Source organism: Sphingopyxis sp., assembly GCF_035944815.1.
GTDB lineage: Bacteria > Pseudomonadota > Alphaproteobacteria > Sphingomonadales > Sphingomonadaceae > Sphingopyxis.
On record NZ_DASZAU010000009.1, the window covers coordinates 748510 to 766744 of the forward strand.

16 protein-coding genes are annotated in these 18235 nt (G+C 65.5%); 4 read left to right on the forward strand and 12 right to left on the reverse strand.

The features are described 5' to 3' along the window. Nucleotides 1-10: 10 nt before the first annotated feature. A complete protein-coding gene (locus tag VGU00_RS14225; protein ID WP_327469559.1) occupies nt 11-1180 on the forward strand; it encodes an acyl-CoA dehydrogenase family protein in 1170 nt (389 codons plus the stop codon). Between the two features lie 44 nt (nt 1181-1224). Further along, the gene (locus VGU00_RS14230; RefSeq protein WP_327469561.1) at nt 1225-2436 is read left to right on the forward strand and encodes an acetyl-CoA C-acetyltransferase; all 1212 of its coding nucleotides are present in this window, start codon (nt 1225-1227) and stop codon (nt 2434-2436) included. 359 nt (nt 2437-2795) lie between these two features. On the opposite strand, the gene VGU00_RS14235 is transcribed toward VGU00_RS14230, so the two are convergent. The 8 genes from VGU00_RS14235 to ectA form a co-directional block, all read right to left on the reverse strand. Next, nucleotides 2796-4448, reverse strand: a complete 1653-nt coding sequence (locus tag VGU00_RS14235; RefSeq protein WP_327469563.1) for a hypothetical protein — start codon at nt 4446-4448, stop codon at nt 2796-2798. A 178-nt stretch (nt 4449-4626) separates the two neighbouring features. Next, nucleotides 4627-6006, reverse strand: a complete 1380-nt coding sequence (locus VGU00_RS14240) for an MFS transporter (RefSeq protein ID WP_327469565.1) — start codon at nt 6004-6006, stop codon at nt 4627-4629. Next, nucleotides 6003-7265, reverse strand: a complete 1263-nt coding sequence (locus VGU00_RS14245; RefSeq protein ID WP_327469853.1) for an MFS transporter — start codon at nt 7263-7265, stop codon at nt 6003-6005. The genes VGU00_RS14240 and VGU00_RS14245 overlap by 4 nt, the downstream gene beginning before the upstream one ends. A gap of 20 nt (nt 7266-7285) precedes the next feature. Continuing rightward, nucleotides 7286-8725: an aspartate kinase gene (locus tag VGU00_RS14250; protein WP_327469567.1), complete on the reverse strand. Its 1440-nt coding sequence runs from the start codon at nt 8723-8725 to the stop codon at nt 7286-7288. Further along, complete coding sequence (thpD, locus tag VGU00_RS14255) at nt 8722-9642, reverse strand: ectoine hydroxylase (protein ID WP_327469569.1); 921 nt, start codon at nt 9640-9642, stop codon at nt 8722-8724. Before thpD ends, VGU00_RS14250 begins: the two co-directional genes overlap by 4 nt. Before the next feature lie 28 nt (nt 9643-9670). Further along, a complete protein-coding gene (locus VGU00_RS14260; protein ID WP_327469571.1) occupies nt 9671-10072 on the reverse strand; it encodes an ectoine synthase in 402 nt (133 codons plus the stop codon). Between the two features lie 17 nt (nt 10073-10089). Next, nucleotides 10090-11394, reverse strand: a complete 1305-nt coding sequence (gene ectB / locus VGU00_RS14265) for a diaminobutyrate--2-oxoglutarate transaminase (RefSeq protein ID WP_327469573.1) — start codon at nt 11392-11394, stop codon at nt 10090-10092. A 4-nt stretch (nt 11395-11398) separates the two neighbouring features. After that, nucleotides 11399-11902 (reverse strand): diaminobutyrate acetyltransferase, encoded by a 504-nt coding sequence (ectA, locus tag VGU00_RS14270; protein WP_327469575.1) that lies wholly within the window; start codon nt 11900-11902, stop codon nt 11399-11401. A gap of 266 nt (nt 11903-12168) precedes the next feature. Between ectA and VGU00_RS14275 the strand changes: the two genes are divergently transcribed. Then, nucleotides 12169-12648 carry a MarR family winged helix-turn-helix transcriptional regulator gene (locus VGU00_RS14275; RefSeq protein ID WP_327469855.1) on the forward strand — a complete coding sequence of 160 codons (480 nt, stop codon included), beginning with the start codon at nt 12169-12171 and terminating at the stop codon, nt 12646-12648. Between the two features lie 28 nt (nt 12649-12676). Here VGU00_RS14275 and VGU00_RS14280 read toward each other — a convergent pair whose 3' ends face one another. The 4 genes from VGU00_RS14280 to VGU00_RS14295 form a co-directional block, all read right to left on the reverse strand. Continuing rightward, on the reverse strand, nt 12677-13066 hold the full coding sequence (locus VGU00_RS14280) for a RidA family protein (RefSeq protein ID WP_327469577.1): 390 nt from the start codon (nt 13064-13066) through the stop codon (nt 12677-12679). A 19-nt stretch (nt 13067-13085) separates the two neighbouring features. After that, nucleotides 13086-14234 (reverse strand): alanine racemase, encoded by a 1149-nt coding sequence (locus VGU00_RS14285; RefSeq protein ID WP_327469579.1) that lies wholly within the window; start codon nt 14232-14234, stop codon nt 13086-13088. Next, nucleotides 14231-14860: an HAD-IA family hydrolase gene (locus tag VGU00_RS14290; protein ID WP_327469581.1), complete on the reverse strand. Its 630-nt coding sequence runs from the start codon at nt 14858-14860 to the stop codon at nt 14231-14233. Before VGU00_RS14290 ends, VGU00_RS14285 begins: the two co-directional genes overlap by 4 nt. 172 nt (nt 14861-15032) lie before the next feature. Further along, nucleotides 15033-15932 carry a LysR family transcriptional regulator gene (locus tag VGU00_RS14295; RefSeq protein WP_327469583.1) on the reverse strand — a complete coding sequence of 300 codons (900 nt, stop codon included), beginning with the start codon at nt 15930-15932 and terminating at the stop codon, nt 15033-15035. Between the two features lie 206 nt (nt 15933-16138). On the opposite strand from VGU00_RS14295, the gene VGU00_RS14300 reads away from it, so the two are divergent. Further along, nucleotides 16139-18229 (forward strand): S9 family peptidase, encoded by a 2091-nt coding sequence (locus tag VGU00_RS14300; protein ID WP_327469585.1) that lies wholly within the window; start codon nt 16139-16141, stop codon nt 18227-18229. Nucleotides 18230-18235 lie beyond the last annotated feature (6 nt).

Sequence of the window (18235 nt, forward strand, 5' to 3'; positions counted from 1 at the left end):
GGAACAGGCCATGAGCAACCCCGGTATGGACGGCGACGTCTTCGATCAATTCATCGAACAGCTCGAACGCTATGTGCGCGATCGCCTGCTCCCCGCGGAAAAGGAGATTATCGAGGCCGACGCGATTCCCGACGATATTCTGTCTGAAATGCGCGACATGGGTCTGTTCGGCCTGACGATCCCCGAGGAGTTCGGCGGCGCGGGGATGAACGTCAGCCAATATATCAGGACGATCCATACGATCAGCTATGCGATGCCGGCGTTCCGTTCGATCATCTCGATCAACATCGGCATGTTCGCCTCGGCGCTGAAAAATGGCGGCACCGAGGCGCAGAAGGCCGAATGGCTGCCGCGCGTCGCGGCGGGCGAAATCGCTTGCTTCGGCCTCACCGAACCCGGCTCGGGATCGGATTCGGCGGGACTTCAGACCACCGCGACGCAAACCGACAACGGCTGGGTGCTCAACGGCACCAAGCGCTACATCACCAACTCGCCCTTTGCGAAGGTCGGCCTGATCATGGCGCGGACGAGCAAGGAAAACCTGCCCAAGAACGCGCATGTCTCGGCCTTCGTCGTGCCTTTCGACGCCCCCGGCATCACCATCGGCAAGTCGGACAAGAAGATGGGCCAGTCGGGCAGCCATATCGCCGACGTCATCATGGAGGATGTCCGCGTCGGCGGCGAGGCTTTGCTCGGCGGCGAACTCGGCAAGGGCTTTGCCTATGCGATGATGAGCCTCGACAACGGCCGTATGTCGGTCGGCGCCGCCGCCACGGCTTACGCCCGCCGCGCGCTCGACAGCGCGGTCCGCTACGCGACCGAGCGCAAGGCGTTCGGCGAGCCGATCGCGAACTTCCAGCTGATCCAGCAGATGCTCGCGCAGAGCGAGATCGACATCTACGCCGCCGAATGCATGATGGAGGATGTCACGCGCCGCGCCGACGCGGGCGAGAATGTCCTGCGCAAGGCCGCAGCGTTCAAGGTCTTCGCATCCGAAATGTGCGGCCGCGTCGCCGACGCCTGCGTGCAGGTTTATGGCGGCGCGGGCTATCTCGCCGAATATGACGCTGAGCGCTTCTTCCGCGATGCGCGCATCTATCGCATCTACGAAGGTACGACGCAGATCCTGCAGCTCCAGATCGCGAAGCAGATGCTGCGCGAATTCGCGGCGGCGAATTGATCGACGCCGACCCGCCCCCTTTTACCTGACCGGAGACCCAAGCCATGACCCTTCGCCGCGCCGCCATTGTCGCACCGATCCGCACCGCCGTCGGCAAGTTCGGGGGATCCTTGTCGTCGATGACCGCGGGCGAGCTCGGTGCGGTGATCCTGAAGACGCTGGTCGAACGGACGAAGATCGATCCGGCGCGCGTCGACGACGTCGTCTTCTCGCAGGGCTATGGCAATGGCGAGGCGCCGAGCATCGGTCACTGGTCGTGGCTTGCCGCAGGCTTGCCGCTCGAAGTTCCGGGATATCAGCTCGACCGCCGCTGCGGATCGGGCCTGCAGGCGGTCGTCAACGCCGCGATGATGGTGCAAACGGGCATGTCCGACGTCGTCGTCGCGGGCGGCGTCGAATCGATGTCGAACGTCGAACATTACAGCACCGATATCCGAAAGGGCGTGCGCGCCGGCAACCTGATGCTGCACGATCGCCTGACGCGCGGACGCCTGATGTCGCAGCCGGTCGAACGCTTCGGCGTCATCACCGGGATGATCGAGACCGCCGAAAATCTGGCGAAGGACTATGATATCTCGCGCGAACAGGCCGATGCCTATGCCGTGCGCAGCCATCAGCGCGCCGCCGCCGCTTGGGCGAACGGCCTGTTCGACGACGAACTGGTACCGGTATCGGTGCCGCAGAAAAAGGGCGACCCGCTCGTCTTCGCGCATGACGAGGGCTACCGCGCCGACGCGACGCTCGAATCGCTCGGCAAGCTGCGCCCGCTCGAGGGCGGGGTCGTCACCGCGGGCAATGCCAGCCAGCAGAACGACGCCGCGGCCGCCTGCCTTGTCGTGGCGGAAGACAAGCTCGACGAACTCGGGCTCACGCCGATCGCCTGGTATCATAGCTCGGCCGCCGCGGGTTGCGATCCCAGCCGCATGGGCATCGGCCCCGTTCCGGCGGTCGAACGGCTGTTCGCACGCAATGGGCTTGGCTGGGGCGACATCGACCTCGTCGAACTCAACGAAGCCTTCGCGCCGCAGGTGCTTGCGGTGCTGAAGGGCTGGGGCTGGTCGGACGACGACAGCCGGAACGACATCCTCAACGTCAACGGATCGGGCATATCGCTCGGCCATCCGATCGGCGCGACCGGCGGGCGCATCCTTGCGAACCTCACGCGCGAACTGGTGCGTCGCGACGGCCGCTACGGGCTGGAGACGATGTGCATCGGCGGCGGGCAGGGCATCGCCGCGATCTTCGAACGCGCCTGACGCGCGGAGCCTTTCACCGCGCACAGGATAATGGCGATCGGCGTGCCGCGCGATTTCGTCGGTGCGCGTGGCTGCGGCACTGTCCCCGCCTAATCTGCGGGAGAGTCATCATGGAAGCGAACATCGGGCAACTCTGGGATCGCAAGATGATCCGTGATTGCCTCTATCGCTTATGCATCGATGGCAGGGGTTTATTCAGCCGGGCTAGGGTCCTGACCTGGCGATAGCCGCCGGGTCGAATACCAGAATTGGGGGCGCGTTGTTTGCCGGGCACGGCGATCGCGCCCAAATTGCTCTTCGTTCAGGAACGGGGACCCATTGTACCGCTCTCGTCTGCGAGCTCGGTCTTATGCCCATGTTCAGTTCTCGTAGTAAACCGGCCCCAGCGCGTCGATTACAGCGACGGCGTCGAGCGCGTCGGCTTCACCTTTACCTTCGCCATCGCCGAGCAGACGGATGGTCAATTCGGTCTTATAGCCGGTCAGCGTCCGGTTCATGGGCACGCCGTTCATCGTCTGCGTGAGATAACGTTGGTAATCGTTCCGCGCGACGACGTGGAAATGCGTCTTGCCCGCCTCCCGTGCGAGTTCGGCGGCCCGCAGCAAAGTCATTTCCTGAACCACCGGCCCGGAGGTGGTATTGCCGGTATATTCGACCTTGATCGAACCGTCCTCGTTCGGGCTCGAACGGAATCCTGCCGTGCGGTCGATCCCCCCGAGCAACGTTGTTCCCATCGAAAACGCCGCGCCGACCAGCGCGCCGAGGATATTCGGGCGTGATTTTTCGTAGTCGATCAGCTTGCGCTGCGACTCGGGGCGGATCAGCAGATTGTCCGCCATTCCGGAAAGGCGCGCCGGACCGCGTTTGGCAGCCGGCGCCAGCGCAGGCAGATCGGGTGCGCCCACGGCGCCCGCAGTACGTGCGGCGGCATAGGCGGCGTGGAATTCTTCCGTCACCGGGGTCGCGCGCAATTGCTTGCCCTGAAGCGCGGCGGCGGCGTCGGCCAGCCGGCCCTCGGCGATGGCAATGCGGGCGTCGACCAGATTGGCCATCGGTTCGAAATGTTCGGCGCGCATCATTTCGACCAACAGGGAAACGATATCCTTGGGAGCCTGCTTGCCCTCCTCGACCTGCGGTTTCCCGGCCGAACCGGCGGCGTCGAGCGCGGTGCGGGTCGCCTCCACCCAGGCCCGGGCGGCTGCTGGCTGGCCATGGGCGGCAAGCGCATAGGCCTTGGTCATCGCCCGGTTGACGGGGGCCGACCACTCGGACAGCAGCGGTGCGATATTTCCGCCATTGGTCATAATCGCCTTGAACGAAGGCGCTTCGGGCATGACCACCGAGGGCGTCCCGGCCGAGGCCGCCAGTTTGGCGAGATCGCCGGACTCGGGGGCGAACTGTGAGAAAATGCCCCGGGTAGCCGGATCGATGCGGGCGAGACTCTGCCAGATCGTCGGATCGGCCGGACTGTCACCATTGGCGGCGCGGAGCATAGCTGCGACCCGCTGGACCTCGAGCGCATAGGTGCGCCTGGCGGCGGCCGCTTCAGCCAGCGCCAGCGCTGCCTTGCGCTCGCCCGTCTCGTTCAGGGCAAGGGCTCGCAGCAGATCCAGCGAGACGCCCATGCTGCGGTCGTAAAAGAAATCGCCGGCGTAGGCCTTGGCGGCCTCTTGAGCGGCGTCGATATCTGCGAGCGCACCGGCGGCATCCCCGAGTTCCAGCTTCGCGGCAGCGCGGGCGCGCATCACATGGGCGCGGCGCAGTGTCTGTTCGGGCAGCAGCTTCCCGCTCTCAAGCACGCGGTTGCACGCGGCCAGCGTCTGGCTGGGTGCATCGCGACCGCCGAAGCGGTACGAGGGGAAAGTCGCCTCGCCCCGCATTCCGTCGTCGCTGCTCTTGGGCTTCTTGAGCCCGTCGCATTCCGAGAAATCTTCCGACACGCCCGCGTGGGCGGGCGCGCTGATTCCGAGCGCAAGCGCAGCAAGCCCCGCGCGGGCGAAAATCGCGTTCATTTGCTGCAACCCCCTTGCAACCCCCTGTTCCGCAAGTGCTAGGCGCCCGGCGGTGCCGCGATGTCTAATTTGGATTGCGGGGGGCAGCAATCGGGAAAAAGTCGCGCGCGAGCAAGGCGGCCTTTCGAAACGCCTTCGAAAGGAACCGGCTTGCCGCGGTCGCCGGAATATTCTCCGGTCAATGCGAAAGAGGATCGTCTCGTCGCGGTTCGGTGACGTCTTTGCGGGGCAGCGCAAAGGGATTTTCGCGAAGCGAACGCCCCGCGGTTTCGGGCATGAAGCGTAGCGCCATCAGGCCGACGAGGCAGGCGAGCATCATATAATAGGCCGGCATCAGCGGATCGCCGGTGAGGCTGATCAGGCCGCTCCCGATCATCGGCGCGGTCCCGCCGAAGATCGAAGTCGAGACATTGTAGGCGATGGCGAATCCCGCGAAGCGCACGGCGGTCGGGAACATCGCGGGGAAGGTCGCGGAAATCGTCGCCAACTGCGGTACATAGAGGAGCCCGAGCAGCGCGAAGCCGATGAGGGCTCCCGCAAAGCCGGTGCCGATCAGCATGTAGAGCGGGACGACGCCGATCAACAGGCCGATCAGCGACCAGCGCCACATCGGCCTGCGTCCGACACGGTCGGACAGGGCGCCGGCGAAGGGCACGACGACCATCATGAACACCATGCCGATAATGGGGACGAGCAGCGCCTGCTGGTTCGACAGCCCGATACGCCGCTGGAGATAGGTCGGCATATAGCTGAGCAGCGAATAATTGACGACGTTGAGCGCGACGACGAGGCCGCCGACGACGAGCAGCGGGCGCCAGTGATCGCGCAACAAGGCCGCTATGCCGGGGGGCTTCCGGCTCTCGGCCGCCGCCATTTCCTCGCGGAAGACCGGCGTATCTTCCATCTTCGACCGCAAATACATGCCGACGAGCCCGATCGGGCCGGCGATCAGGAAGGGAATGCGCCATCCCCATTCCTGCATGGCTTCGTCGCCGAGGTGCAGCGAATAGCCGAGCATCAGCGCCGCGCCGAAGGAAAAGCCCGCGAGCGTTCCGAATTCGAGGAAGCTGCCATAGAAACCGCGCCGGTCGTCGGGGGCATATTCGGCCATGAAGGTCGCTGCCCCGCCATATTCGCCGCCGGTCGAAAAGCCCTGTAGCATTCGCAATATGATGAGCAGCGTCGGCGCCCAGAAGCCGATGCTGTCGTAGGACGGGATGAGGCCGACCGCGAAGGTCGCGCCGGCCATCAGAAGAATCGTCATCGCGAGCACCGACTTGCGGCCGATGCGGTCGCCGAGGGGGCCCCAGAACAGTCCGCCGAGCGGGCGGACGAGGAAGGAGATGGCAAAGGTCGCGAGCGCGAACAGCACTGCGTCCTCCATGTCGCCGGGAAAGAGCGCGGCAGAGATATAGGTTACGCCATAGGCGTAGATGCCGTAATCGAACCATTCGACCGCATTGCCGAGCGCCGAGGCGCCGACCGCCCGGTGCAGCGCCGATGGCGCAGGGAAGGGCGGAGGGTGCCCCGGGGCATGGAGACTGTCGGGCTTTTTCATACTTCACCTGTGTGTCGGATTGGGCTGCCGGGTTGAGGATGGATGGGTCCGGCCGGATCAAGCAGCGCGGCGACGGGTGTCGTGCGCGGCAGAATCTGGAAATCCTGCTGCTCGGCGCCGGGGACGGGTGCGGTGGTCGCGAGCCGCCAAAGTCCGAAGCCGAGCATCGCCGCCGCCGCGGCCGCGATAAACAGGAACAGGCCGCCGGCGCCGGCCAGCGACATCGCGGTTGCGGCGCCGATCGGGCCGAGCGCCGCGCCGACCGAATAGAGAAGGACCAGCTGACCGCTTGCCGTCACGCGCTCGGATGGAAGCAGGCGGTCGTTCACAAAGGCGACACACAGCGGATAGAGCGCAAAACTGAGGCCGCCGAAGCCGGCGCCGAGCGCCAGGAGCATGGTTCCCGATGGCGCGGTGCCTAGCGCAATGCTGATTGCCAGCGTTGCGGCGAAGCAGGCGATGATGATGCGACGCCGGTCGTAGCGATCCGACAAGCGCCCGAGCGGCCATTGCAGCGCGACGCCCCCCAGGATCACGGTCGTCATGAAGCTTGCGGTGTCGGCGAGGCCCAGCCCGATACGCCGGGTGTAGATGGCGGCAAGCCCGTAAAAGGCCCCGAGGATCAACCCTGTCATGCCCGCGCCGGCAACGCCGAGTGGCGAAGCATCGAACAGGCGCCGGAGCGGCAGCGAAGCCGCATTCTCGAGCGCCGGTGCGGCGCTGCGCGTCAGGCAGACCGGGACGATCGCGAGCGTGATCAGGATCGATGCCAGTTCGAAAGGGACCTGCGGCGCGGTGTTGCCCGAGCGGAGCAGCAATTGGCCGAGTGCCTGTCCCGAATAGAGCGCGACCATATACCAGGCCAGAACCGTCCCGCGCGCGCCCGGCTCGGAGCGATCGTTGAGCCAGCTTTCGATGCAGATGAAAACGCCGGCGACGCACAGCCCGTCGACGAGGCGAAGCGCTGCCCACAGCGCGGGTTGCTGGACCAAGGCATAGGTGAGGGTGCTCGCCGACAGCAGCGCCACGAAAGCGGCGAAGGCACGGATATGCCCCACTCGGCGCACGACGGTCCCGGCGCGGAGCGCGCCAAGAACCAATCCGCCGAAATAGGCGGTCGCGACAAGGCCGATCACCATCGTGCTGCTCCCCGCGCGTTCGAGCCTGAGCCCGATCAGCGTCGACAGGAAGCCGCTGCCCGCCATCATCACGAAAATCGCGACCAGCAGGCTCCGGACGGGCAGGATCGTGGCGAGCATCGGCCGCGCTGGCCGCCGCATCATGCGGCGCGCCGGTCCTCGTCGGTTTGGGCGGCGTCTTCGACGAGGGCCTTGTGGAGAGTCCGCACGGCTTCGTCGAAATCGTGGCTTTCGACAATGAACTGGACGTCGACGTTGCGGATCTGATGCTGCAGCGCGATCATGCCGATACCCGCATCCTCGAGCGCACGCAGCGCGTCGGGGACGAGTCCGGGGCGCGAGATATCGCTGCCGATCACCGAAACCATCGCGACCGGCTGCGCCGAGATGGCGGCTTCGGGATAATCTTTTTGCAGGTCGGCAATGACCTTTGTCACCGCGTCGGCGCTCGCCGACAGATAATGGGTGATGGTGTTGGCGTTCGACGATTTGCTGACGATCCACACGCGATGCCGCGTCAGCGCATCGAGGATGGCGGCGTCATAGCCCTTCACCCCGACCATATCCTGTTCGAAAAAGGTCAGCGCCTGCATCTGGCGGATCCCGGTAACGATCTCGACCCGCGGCACGTCGGAAACATAGTCGCCGGTCACCAACGTGCCTTCGTCCTCGCGGTCGAAGGTGTTGCGCACGCGCAAAGGGATGTCGGTCTGGCGGAGGCCACGCCCGGCACCGGGGTGGATCGCCTCCATCCCGAGGTTTGCCAGCTGGTCGGCGACATCGTAGTTCGTGCGGCCGATCTTGCGTGCCTTGTCCTCGCCGACCAGTCGGGGATCGGCGCTCGACAGGTGGAATTCCTTGTGGATGATCGCCTCGCGCGCGCCGGTGAGGACCGCGAGCCGCGAAAAGGTCATTTCGGTGTAGCCGCGCGCATAGCGGCGCACCATGCCGCCCTCGCAGCCCGCATAGCCGGTGACGATCGGCAGCGTCGTGGCGAGGTCGATTCCGGCGAAGGCGTCGCCGATCCGCGCGTCGAGGCTGCGAAGATCGTCCTGATCCCACAATGTCAGGTCGACGAAGCGCGCGTTCACGTCGCGGTCGCGCAGCAACAGCGCGGTGCTATGCGCGCTATGCGCCTCGCCGATCCCGGCCAGCAGTTCGCGCACGGTCATCAACTGTTCCTTGACGCAAAAGCGGCCGTGGCTGCGGAGACGCGCGAGATCGTCGAGGCAGGCGGCAACCGTGGCGATGCGCGCGTCTGCAAAGTCGTCAGCCTCGGCCCGGCTTTCGGGCCGGACGAACATCGCCGCGTTGCGCGCATGCATCGCGCTGCGGACGGCCTCCATCGCGCCCCGCCAGCCATCGGCATTGTCGTCGGCGACGAAGCGACCATAAACGCCCGGCGCACCGCTTTTTTTGTTCTCGAGCAGCAGGTCGGTCATTCCGGCATAGGCTGAAACAACGAAAATCCGGTTGTAGAGATCGGTGCCAGACCGGCCCGCGATCAGCACATTGTCGAACAGGGTCGCGGTCGCGGCCATCGACGTGCCGCCGATCTTCTCGACGCTATGCCCTGTCATGCCGCCACCATCTCGGCAAGTGCGCCATGCTGCGGGACGAGCGGCTCGGGTTCGCCGCGGCGGGCGAGGAACCAGGGACGCGGCTTGAGGGCGCCGAACGGCTTTTCCAGCCGGTTGCCGACCGCATTATAGACGAGGAAGGCGTTGGCGCGCGGGAAGGGTGTGATGTTGCCGTTCGATCCGTGCATCAGGTTGCAGTCGAACAGGATCACCGTGCCGGGCTTTCCGGTCGGCGCGACGATGCCGTGTCGGTGCGCGAGTTCGGCGAGGCTTTCCTCGTCGGGAACGCCATATTCCTGTTTCTTGAGCGAGCTCAGATAATGATCGTCGGGGGTTTCGCCGACGCAGGTGAGATAGGTGCGGTGCGATCCCGGGATCAGCATCAGCGGGCCGTTATGGGCGGTATTTTCCGCAAGAAGCACCGACATCGACAGCGCGCGCATGCGCGGCATGCCGTCCTCGACATGCCAGGTTTCGAAATCGCTGTGCCAGTAGAATTCCTTGCCCTTGAAGCCGGGCTTATAGTTGAGCCGCGACTGGTGAATGTAGACTTCGTCGCCGAGCAGGAAGCGCGCGACGTCGGCGAGGCGCGCATCGGCGGCGAGCCGGGCCATCACGGGGCTCTGCGCGTGGATTTCGAAAATCGAGCGGATTTCCGCGCTCTGCGGCTCGGTGACAATCGTGTCGCCGTCGAGCGCGGCCGGGTCGGCGAGGAGCCGACCTGCGGCCTGTTGCAGAAACGCGACTTCGTCGGCCGAGAAAATGTCTTCGAGGATCATATAGCCGTCGCGGTCGAACTGCGCCGCCTGCCGCGCGGTGATCGGCGCGTCGTTGCTCCAGTCGCTATGGACAACGGCGTCCTGCCGCGGCCGCATCTCTGCTTCGGCCGCGTGGCGTGAGGGGTAGAGGTCTTGCATCGGACGCCTCCCTTTCTTTGTCTGGTTGTCAGTCTGCGGTGACGAGCTCGGCATCGGCCGGATAGGCGCCGTTTTCGTCGTGCACTTCCTTGCCGGTGACCGGCGGGTTGAAGGCGCAAGCGGTCAAAATATCGGTTTCAGGCCGTACGATATGCCGGTCATGGTCGTTGAGCGCGTACATCACGCCGGGTTCCAGCCGGTGGATTTCGCCCGTCGCGAGATCTTCGATGGTGCCTGTGCCCTTCAGGACGAACACCGATTCCAGATGGTTCTGATAGTGCATCTTCAGTTCGGTGCCGGCGAACATGGTGGTGACATGGAAGGAAAAGCCCATGCCATCGTCCTTCAGCAGCATGCGGGCGCTCGCCCAGCCGTCCGAGCGGACGTTGCGGTCGGATTTGCGGATGTCGTTGAGGTTGCGAACGATCATGTGGATATCTCCTGTGTTTATTCGGCGGCGACGGCGTAATCGGCGGCCATCGCTTCGCGGATCCTGGTTTCGAGGATGTCGAGACCGGCGCCGAGCAAGGCGTCGTCGATGACGAGCGGGGCGAGCACCTTGATCACCTCGTCGTGCGCGCCGCTGGTCTCGATGATGAGGCCGGCGTCGAAGCAGGCGGCGGTTACCACGGCGGCAAGCTCACCCGACCCGACATTGATGCCGCGCATCATGCCGCGGCCGCGCACCTCGAAGCCATGTTCGGCGGCAATCCGGTCGAGCCGCATCGCCAGAAGGTCGCCGCGACGTTCGACGTCGCGCCGGAAATCGTCCGTGCTCCAGAAATGCCTGAGCGCGGCGGTTGCGGTGACGAAGGCATGATTGTTGCCGCGGAAGGTCCCGTTATGCTCACCCGGCGCCCATTGGTCGAGGTCGGGACGCAGCAAGGTCAGCGCAAAGGGCAGGCCCATGCCCGACAGCGATTTCGCGAGCGTCACGATATCGGGGATGAAGCCCATATCCTCGAAGCTGAAGAAGCCGCCGGTACGGCCGCAGCCGGCCTGGATGTCGTCGACGATCAGCAATGCACCATGCGCCTTCGCGATCGCTGCGATCCGGCGCAGCCATTCGGGCGAGGCGGCATTGAGCCCGCCTTCGCCCTGGACCGTTTCGACGAGGATCGCCGCAGGGGCGTCGAGTCCGCTCGACGGATCGGCGAGGCGCTGTTCGAGCAGGTCGGCGGTGTCGACGTCGGGGCCGTAATAGCCGTTATAGGGTTCGTGCGAGACATGTGCGAGCGGAACGCCCGCACCGCCGCGCTTGGCGGCATTGCCCGTGCAGGCAAGCGCGCCCAGCGTCATGCCGTGAAACCCGTTCGTGAAGGCGATCACCAGTTCGCGTCCGGTCACTTTGCGTGCGAGCTTGATCGCCGCTTCGACGGCGTTGGTGCCGGTCGGACCGGTGAACATCAGGCGATGGTCGAGTCCGCGCGGTTTCAAGACAAGCGTCTCGAATGCGTCCAGAAAATCGCGCTTCGCGTCGGTGTGCAGGTCGAGCCCGTGCGCGATGCCGTTGCCGTCGATGTAGTCGAGCAACGCCTGCTTCAGGATCGGGTGGTTATGTCCGTAGTTGAGCGTCGAGCAACCCGACAGGAAGTCGAGATAGCGACCGCCCTGATCGTCGTGCATCCACACGCCTTCGGCGCGGCCGAATTGGCGCGGCATCGACCGGGCATAGCTGCGGACTTCGGATTCGCGGCGTTCATAGAGCGTCCGGTCCGGAATCGATCCGGACGGCTTTGGCTTCATATTCATTATCTTATCCCCGCTTTTCGTGGATCTTGTCGTGATTGATCGGCCCGATGCGGGCGAGATATTCGGTATCGTGCGCGCCGGCGAAATGGGGCTCGCGTTCGAACAGGGCACCGCGTTCCATCGCCGCGCCCCAATTTTTGGCGAGCGCGCGAAACAGTGCCCACGAGGCTTCGTTGTCCCCGGTGACGGTGGTGATCAGGTGCGTCGCGCTTCGCTGTGCCGGACGGGTCATAAGCTCCCCGATCATCCGGCTCGCCAGCCCGCGCCCGCGCCCTTCGGCGGCCACGGCGACCTGCCAGACGAAAAAGGCATCGGGGTCGGACGGGGGGCGATAGCCCGATACCCAGCCCATGATCCGACCCGCTTTTTCAGCGATGATGCAATGGTCGGCGAAATGTTCGCATTGAAGCAGGTTGCAATAACGCGAGTTACGATCGAGCGGCGGGCAGGCCGCGATCAGCGCGGTAATCGCCGGGCCGTCCGCAGCCGTCGGCGTTCGAAACTCCATGTCGGCCTTTATGGCCGGGGTCGCGTCCAAATCAGTCCCTGGAGGCAATGACTCTTCGTCTTTTTGCCGAACTATTATCTTTCATCTCCTGAAATAATATATGATCAAGCCACTTCATCGTGGCGGTGATTCGGCGCAAATATAGGGCTGATCGGCGCATCGACAACCCCCGTCGACCAAATTATGTTTCACAATGCGAAATATATGGACTCTGCGGAGCTGGCGAAATCGATTTGCGCCGGCGGTTCCAGCAGCTACCAGTCCGTATGGAATCTGAAATTGCCAATGCGACCTTGCGGGCCCTGCGACGCGTGCTTCGCGCGACCGACGGAGGGACGCGCCGGCTGGCTGTCGCGACCGGGCTCACGCCATCGCAGCTGCTGGTTCTGCGCGAGATCGACGCAGGCGAAGACGTCACGCCCGGCGTCGTCGCGCAGCGACTGAAGTTCAGTCACGCGACGATCACCGCGATCGTCGATCGCCTCGTTGCGCTCGATCTCGTGACCCGGACGCGCAGCGCGCAGGACAAGCGAAAAGTCCTGTTGGAGGTGACGGGCGCGGGGCGTCGTCGTCTCGTTGATGCGCCCGATATGCTCCAGGTGGAATTCGAGGCGGCGTTTGCCATGCTGCCCGGTTGGGAACAGGCGATGATATTGGCGGGAACGGAGCGCCTGGCCGACCTGTTGGGTGCGGGCGACGACGACGCCGCACCGCTGCTCGATGCGGGCGCGATCGACCGGGATTAAGCTGCCTGTCTTCAAATCGCTATCGGGGTCAGCCGACGGCGATCACGGCTTCGATCTCGACCAGCGCGCCGAAGTGGAGCGGGCCGCTGGGGACGATCGAGCGGGCGGGGCGATGAGCGCCGAAGAAGGCGGCGTAGGCTTGGTTGACCTCGCCCCAATGCTCGACATCGGTGACATAGACGGTGCAACGGATGACATCCTCCTTCGCGGCGCCGACGACGCGGGCGATCGCCTCGATATTGCCGAGCGCGAACGCCACCTGATCGGCGATCGATACGGTTTCGGCGTCGGGCGTATCCTTGGTCACGCCGAGTTGGCCCGACACATAGAGCGTATCGCGATGGAGGACCGCCTGCGCATAATGGCCGCCCGGCGGCGGGGCGTCGGCGCAACGGATTTCGGTCAGCTTCTGGGTCATCGTCACTCTCCGGATTAATTCACCACCCGCCCGTGCGCGGCCATTGCTCGGTAATCTGTCCGTCGCGCAGCACATCATAGGATGCATAGGCTGCGCAAGTCAGGCAGGCATGGTTCGGCAGGACGCGGACGAGACTGCCGATCGGCAAGCGGTCGAACCAGCTTTCGTCGGGAACAGGCACATTGCCATGCTCCTGATGCACGACGGTGACCGCAAGCGAAGCGAGCGGTTCGAGCGTGACCGGGTCGCAGACGAGGCCATAGCCCGCCTCGGGCATGAAGCGATTGGCGCCGACATCTTTCGACAGCGCGAGCGCGCCGGCATCGAGGATCAGGCTGGGGCCGTTGTGCTGGTGCCCGATTACCGTCGCGAGCACCGAGACGGCGATGTCTTCCGGTGTGCAGACGCCGCGCGAGAGTTGTGCCAGGTCGTGGAACAGATAGATGCCGGCGCGGACCTCGGTGACACCATCCAGATGGCCGGCGAACAGGACGGTGGGGGTCGAACCGATGCTGACGATCGGGCAGGGATGGCCGCGCTCGCGCAAATAGTCGGCCGAAGACACCGCGGCGAGGCGTTCGACTTCGGCCAGCGCCCGAACGGGTTCGGGTTCGGCAAAGGCATAGCTATGGCCCGCGTGCGACAGGATGCCCGCGAGTTCGAGATACGGCGCAGCGGCGGCGATGGCGTCGGCGACCCCGAGTAGCGCGGGCGATGCCGGTTCGACCCCGCTGCGATGCTCGCCGCAGTCGACCTCGATCAACACGCCGAAGCGCGCGTCGAGGGCGGCGGCCGCCTGTCCGATCAGCACGGCCGCGTCCTTGTCATCGACGACGAACAGCAGCCGTGCGTCAGTATCGCGCTGGATCCGGTCGGCGCGGGCGAGCTTCGCGGGCGCGATCGCGGTCGAATAGAGGATGTCGCGCCAGCCGGCGGCGGCGAAATATTCGGCCTCGGCGAGCGTCGAAACGGTGATCGGTCCCTGTTCGTCGCCCGCGGCGACACGCGCGACATCGACCGACTTGGCGGTCTTGAGGTGCGGGCGGAGCGTGACGCCGAGGTTTGCGCAGCGCACGCGCATCCGTTCGGCATTACGGTCGAGCCGCGCGGCATCGAGGATCAGCCGCGGTGTATCGAGCCCATCGAACATATATGTCTGTCCCGTCATACGATCTCCGCCAGCGGATCGAGCGTGTCCGCGATCAACAGGGGGCGCGCTGTATCGGCGACGAACGGCAGCCCCGCCCGATTGTGCCAGAAAACGGGCATGCCGACACCTGCCGCGCCCGGAATATCGGCGGGCGACCCCGCCACGAACAAGGTGCGCGCGGGATCGGTGCCCAGCCGATCGAGCGCGGCGCGATACGGCTGCGGGTGCGGCTTGTAATAGCCGGTCTCTTCGGAGGTCGCGACGACCGAGAAAGGCACGCCGACGCGGTCGGCCGCCTGTCGTCCGAGCGTGGTCGAGCAATTGGTGACGACGCCGAGCCGGATGCCGCGCGCGCTGAGCGTGCCGAGAACGCGCGGAACTTCGGGCCAGGGCTGGAGCCTGTTCCAGTGCGCGGAGAGCGCGTCGGCGGCGGTGGGCGATATGCCCGCCTCGACGGCCGCTTCGCGCACCAGATCCTCATAGGGGCGATAGGCGCCGCACCCATAGGTCAGCGCCAGATAGGCGCGGCGCCAGCGCAGTCCGTCCGCGGCGGATCCTGCGGCGCCGTTCCACAGCGACCAGGAATCGAGCAGGGCCGTCAGAAGGTCGAAGACGACCGCTTCGACGGGGGCGATCTGTTTCATAGGCTGAGCTCCGAATCCCGTTTCGCCGGCCGGGGACCGGGCACCCCGATCCGGGCGGCGCCCTTGTGTCGGACCGCGACTAACAGGGATCGGACGGCATCGGCCAATGCCTGTTGCGGATGGAATTATGCCGCTCGGTAAGCATGTTGGCGGGCCGGCCATTACGGCCGACCTAAGCGGCCGCGAGCCGCCAGAAGGTTTCGGCAGAAGGCGATTGCCGGCCGCGCGGGCGGTAGAGGCGGATGTCGACGGGAATGTCCCACGCCTCGTCGCCGGCGCGGACCAGCGCACCTTTCGCAAGGTCGTCGTCGACGATGCCGAGCGGGAGCCAGGCGAGCCCTTTGCCGTCCTTTGCCATGCGCGCGAGGACGAGCGTGTGCGAGGTGAAGACAGGTGTGAAGCCGACCGGTGTCGCGTTGGCGCCGAGCCTCGCCGACACGATGCGGTCCATCCCCGATTCCGCGCCATAGGCGAGCAGGCTGACCGGACCGCCGCCTTCGCCGACGAGTGGATGGAGCGGCGCCGTGCCGCCGGCATCGGGCGCACTGACCGGCACCAGCACGTCGGCGCCGAGTGAGATCGACTGAAAGCCCGCGCCGTCGAGGACCGACGGGGCGCCGGCGTGGAAATAGCAGAGGCAGAAATGCGCTTTGCCATTGAGCATGATCTGTTCCGACGCGCCCATATTGTCGGCGTTGAGCTGGATCGGGATGACCGTTTCCATCATCGCCTGAAGCCGGCCAAGCCACTGCGGAAAGAAGTTGAGGGCGAGCGCGTGCGTGACGAGGATCTTGACCGTCGAGGCCGAGGTGCCTGCGATCTCCTGCACCTCGCGGCGGCCGTGCTCGATGTCGCGGAGCACGGTTTCGGCGATCGCGGCGAAGCGCTTGCCGGCGGGCGTCAGGGTCATCTGGTGCGTGCTGCGGTCGACGAGTTCGACACCCAGCCAATCCTCGAGCGAGCGGATGCGGCGGCTGAATGCAGGCTGCGTCACGCAACGTGCCGACGCGGCGCGCGAGAAATTGCCCGCGCGAATGAGCGCGCCGAAATCCTCCAGCCAGGCCATTTCCATCGTGCCAATCCCTTTCGGCTTATTCCGTCCTTGTAGCCGATAGCGCACGATCGCCCAGCCTTCCTGTCATGCATGGTTTGATCCATATTCTGCATTGGCCCCGGCGTGCGGCGATTGGCAGTCTGTGCTGGTCGAGGGAAATACCGCATTCGCCTGGCGCCCGAAATGGGCCGGAGCGCGAGGGCGGTTTCAGGGAGTGAGAGACGATGGCTTCGAACATCCTGCGCGGGCCGCTGCCGCGCCGCAACGCGCGCGGTCTGGTCTGGGCCGCTGCCACGATTTGCGCGGTCATGGTTCCCGGCGCGTCGGCAAAGCCGGCTGCCGAGGCGGCGGCATCGACGCTGGTGCCGCGCGACCAGCTCTTTCGCGCGCCGACCTATTCCGAATTGCAGATCAGCCCCGACGGAAAGCAGCTCGCCTTTCTCCACCCGTTGAACGGTGTCCTCAATGTCTGGGTCGCGCCGATCGACGATCCGGCGGCGGCGAAGCCCGTCACCAGGTTCGACAACCGCCCGCCCGACGCATTCCAGTGGAGCGCCGACGGACGATTCATCCTGATCCAGAAGGATGTCGGGGGCGAGGAACATCATCAGCTGTGGATCGCCGATCCCGCAAAGCAGACCGTCGTCAACGCGACCGACGATCCCGCGGTGCAGACGAAGATCGTCAAGGTGTCGAAGAAGCGCCCGGGTGAGATCCTCGTCGGCATGAACATCCGCGACCGGCGCTACCGCGATATCTATCGCATCGACCTTGCCACCGGGCAGCGGACCGAAGTGTTCCGCAATGCGGCGAATTATATCGACGTCGTCGCCGATCCCGATTTCAACATCCGCATGGGGGTTCGCGGCAATGCCGACGGATCGTCGACCTATTTCCGGCTCGACCCCGCGGGCCCGAGCGAATTCATGACGATCCCGCTTGCCTCGCTGCGCAACTCGAAGATTTTCGGTATCGACGCGAAGGGACAGATCGCGATGCTCGACAGCCGCGACGGCGACAAGGCAAACCTTGTCTCGGTCGATCTGGCGACCGGCAAGAAGACGCTGCTCGCCGCCGCCGTGCGCGCCGATATCGTCGAACCCCTGCTCGACGAGGAGAACGGGGCGCTGCTCGCGACGCGCGAAGACCCGCTGGTGAGCGAGTGGACGGTACGTTCGGACACCGCGCGCGCCGAGTTCGCAGCGCTCGAGGCCGCCGTCACCGGGCCGTTCAAGATCGTCGGGCAGACCCCCGACAATGTCCGTTGGTTGCTGCTGGAAACGGTTCCGAACCGGCCCGACCGTTATAGCTGGTGGAACCGCAAGGACCGCACGCTGGCGCCCCTGCTATCGACGCGGCCCGATCTGGCGAAGCGCGCGCTGGCGCGCCGCCTGCCGGTCACGATCGCGTCGCGCGACGGCCTCAGCCTGCCGAGCTATCTCACGCTGCCGGCCGGCGCGAAGCTGGGCGCGAACGGCATGCCGGCGACCCCGGTGCCGCTCGTCCTGCTCGTCCACGGCGGGCCCTGGCTGCGCGACGATCTGGCTTTCGACCCGCAGCACGCCTGGCTCGCCGACCGCGGCTATGCGGTGCTGTCGGTCAACTTCCGCGGATCGGGCGGCTTCGGTAGCGATTTCATGGCGAAGGGCGACCGGAAATGGTCGGAGACGATGCACGACGATTTGCTCGACGCGGTGCAATGGGCAGTCGACAAGGGCGTGACGGCGAAGGACCGCGTCGCAGTGATGGGGCTGTCCTATGGGGGGTATTCGACGCTCGTCTCGCTGAGCTTTACCCCCGACCGTTTCCAGTGCGGCGTCGATCTGGCGGGGCCGAGCAATCTGACGCGGCTGATCGGTGCGATGCCCGACTGGTGGACCTGGCAGCGCCCGCAATTCGTCAACCGCGTCGGCGATCCGGCGACGACGGAAGGCGCGGCCGACCTGATGCGGCGCTCGCCGATCGCGCGCGTCGATGCGATCAGCAAGCCGCTGCTCGTCACCAACGGTGCGAACGATCCGCGCATCTTTCCCGACCAGTCGCAGGAAATCGTCGATGCGATGCAGGTGCGCGGCAAGCCGGTGACCTATGCCTTCTATCCCGACGAAGGCCATGTCTATGCGAAGGATGCGACGAACATCTCCTTCGCCGCGATCGCCGAGCATTTTCTGTCGAAATGCCTCGGCGGGCCGGCCGAGCCCTATGGCAACGACCTTGCCGGGTCGCGCGTCGAGCTGAAGGCCGGGGCGGCGTTCGTCCCAGGACTGGAGCAGGCGTTCAAGGCGAGCGGCGGCGGGGTCGCGGCGGGGAAATAAGCCCCG